Genomic DNA, 3,248 nt, shown 5'->3' on the forward strand with positions numbered 1-3,248 from the left:
CGACCTACGCTGGCAGGGGGTGCTCCCCCAACTACCCTCGGCGCGAAGCAGCTTAACGACTGTGTGCGACATGGGAACAGGTGGTACCTGCTTGCTATAACCACCACACCTAACTTGAACATCCGTTGGACGCTCAAAACTGGCTACTCAATTTCTACGTGTTTAACCGCTTCTAATATAACACCAACTACTTGGTTAAGTCCTCGACCGATTAGTCTTGGTCAGCTCCATGCCTCACGGCACTGCCACCTCCAAGCTATCTACCTACTCATCTCGTAGGGGTCTTACTTTCTTAAAGAAATGGGAAATCTTATCTAGTGGGGGGCTTCACGCTTAGATGCTTTCAGCGTTTATCCCGGCCATACTTAGCTACCCAGCGCTGCGCCTGGCGGCACAACTGGTACACCAGCGGTATGTCCATTCCGGTCCTCTCGTACTAGGAACAGCGCCACGCAAATTTCCAACGCCCGCGACGGATAGGGACCGAACTGTCTCACGACGTTCTGAACCCAGCTCGCGTACCACTTTAATGGGCGAACAGCCCAACCCTTGGGACCAACTACAGCCCCAGGATGTGATGAGCCGACATCGAGGTGCCAAACCTCCCCGTCGATGTGGACTCTTGGGGGAGATAAGCCTGTTATCCCCAGGGTAGCTTTTATCCGTTGAGCGATGGCCCTTCCATACGGTACCACCGGATCACTAAGCCCGACTTTCGTCCCTGCTCGACTTGTCAGTCTCACAGTCAAGCTCCCTTGTGCCTTTACACGCCATGAATGATTTCCAACCATTCTGAGGGAACCTTTGGGCGCCTCCGTTACACTTTAGGAGGCGACCGCCCCAGTCAAACTGCCAACCTGACACTGTCCCCGGCCACGTTTAGTGGCGCGGGTTAGCGTGTGCGTACTGCCAGGGTAGTATCCCACCAATGCCTCCACCGAAACTAGCGTTCCGGCTTCCACGGCTCCTACCTATCCTGTACAAGCGGTACAAACACTCAATATCAAGCTACAGTAAAGCTCCATGGGGTCTTTCCGTCCTGTCGCGGGTAACCCGCATCTTTACGGGTATTTTAATTTCACCGAGTCTCTCGTCGAGACAGTGCCCAGATCGTTACGCCTTTCGTGCGGGTCGGAACTTACCCGACAAGGAATTTCGCTACCTTAGGACCGTTATAGTTACGGCCGCCGTTTACTGGGGCTTCATTTCGGTGCGTTGCCCTTACGGGCTAACACGTCCACTTAACCTTCCAGCACCGGGCAGGCGTCAGCCCCTATACGTCATCTTACGATTTAGCAGAGACCTGTGTTTTTGATAAACAGTCGCCTGGGCCTATTCACTGCGGCTGGTCGTTAGACCAGCACCCCTTTTCCCGAAGTTACGGGGTTATTTTGCCGAGTTCCTTAACGAGAGTTCACTCGCTCACCTGAGGATACTCTCCTCGACTACCTGTGTCGGTTTGCGGTACGGGTAATCATTTGCTCCCTAGAAGCTTTTCTTGGCAGTGTGACCGCAAGGACTTCGCTACTTAAATTCGCTCCCCATCACAACTGGCCGTTGGCCTGAAGCCTTTCACTCCAGTCCCGGCGCATTGCTTGGCCGCACCTTTCCAATCGTGCGGTTCCTCTTGCCTCCTGCGTCCCTCCATCGGTCGAACGCAAATGACTAGTACAGGAATTTCAACCTGTTATCCATCGCCTACGCCTTTCGGCCTCGGCTTAGGTCCCGACTAACCCTGGGTGGACGAGCCTTCCCCAGGAAACCTTAGTCTTACGGTGGACAGGATTCTCACCTGTCTTGCGCTACTCATACCGGCATTCTCACTTCTAAGCACTCCAGCTGTCCTCACGATCAGCCTTCACCGTCCTTAGAACGCTCTTCTACCATGACCACGAAGTGGTCATCCACAGTTTCGGTATTATGTTTAGCCCCGGTACATCTTCGGCGCAGGGTCACTCGACTAGTGAGCTATTACGCACTCTTTAAATGATGGCTGCTTCTGAGCCAACATCCTAGTTGTCTAAGCAACCCCACTTCCTTTTCCACTTAACATAAATTTTGGGACCTTAACTGGTGGTCTGGGCTGTTTCCCTTTCGACAATGGATCTTATCACTCACTGTCTGACTCCCGAAGGCAATGCATCCATGGCATTCGGAGTTTATCTGAATTCAGTAACCCCTGACGGGCCCCTAGTCCAAACAGTGCTCTACCTCCATGATGCTTCCTTCGAGGCTAGCCCTAAAGCTATTTCGAAGAGAACCAGCTATCTCCAAGTTCGTTTGGAATTTCACCGCTACCCACACCTCATCCCAGCATTTTTCAACATACATGGGTGCGATCCTCCAGTGCGTTTCACCACACCTTCAATCTGGACATGGGTAGGTCACTTGGTTTCGGGTCTACCTCAAACGACTAATGCGCCCGTTTCAGACTCGCTTTCGCTATGGCTCCAGCTTTCCGCCTTAACCTTGCCGCTTAACGTAACTCGCCGGTTCATTCTACAAAAGGCACGCCATTACTCATTAATGAGCTTTGACTAATTGTGAGCACACGGTTTCAGGAACTGTTTCACTCCCCTTCCGGGGTGCTTTTCACCTTTCCCTCACGGTACTGGTTCACTATCGGTCACTAGGTCGTATTTAGCCTTGGGAGATGGTCCTCCCGGATTCCGACGGCATTACACGTGTGCCGCCGTACTCAGGATCCTGAACAGAGAAGCCGCTTTTTCGCCTACGGGACTCTTACCCGCTGTGGTCCAGTTTCCCACCTGGTTCAGCTAAAGCTGCTTTTGGTCACTCTAATGTTCAGTCCTACAACCCCAACGAGCAAGCTCGTTGGTTTGGGCTGTTCCCGCTTCGCTCGCCGCTACTAAGGGAATCACAATTGTTTTCTCTTCCTGCGGGTACTGAGATGTTTCAGTTCCCCGCGTTTACCGCTGCGCAGGTTATGAATTCGCCTGCCAGCAGCCAGCGATTAAGCTGGCTGGGTTGCCCCATTCGGAAATCTTCGGTTCATTGCTTACGTACAGCTCCCCGGAGCATATCGGTGTTAGTCCCGTCCTTCATCGGCGCCTAGTGCCAAGGCATCCACCGTGCGCTTTACTTCACTTAACCTCTGATACCTACGGTATCACGGTTTGAGTTGAGCGTTTAAAACTTGAACGTCATTTAAAACTCGTTTCAAAACGCGGTGTTAATTCTCGGTTTATTTACATAGAAATTGAATATCCAGTTTTCAAAGAACAACG

The 3,248-nt window shown here is 52.1% G+C and carries 2 rRNA genes; both read right to left on the reverse strand.

Going from position 1 to position 3,248, the window contains the following annotated elements:
* Window positions 1-108 (reverse strand): 5S ribosomal RNA (gene rrf, locus FC24_RS02950); the annotation flags it as partial.
* Window positions 109-191: 83 nt separating this feature from the next.
* Window positions 192-3,114: ribosomal RNA gene (locus tag FC24_RS02955) — 23S ribosomal RNA — on the reverse strand.
* Window positions 3,115-3,248: the final 134 nt, after the last annotated feature.

Source organism: Loigolactobacillus rennini DSM 20253, from assembly GCF_001436505.1.
Classification (GTDB): Bacteria; Bacillota; Bacilli; order Lactobacillales; family Lactobacillaceae; genus Loigolactobacillus; species Loigolactobacillus rennini.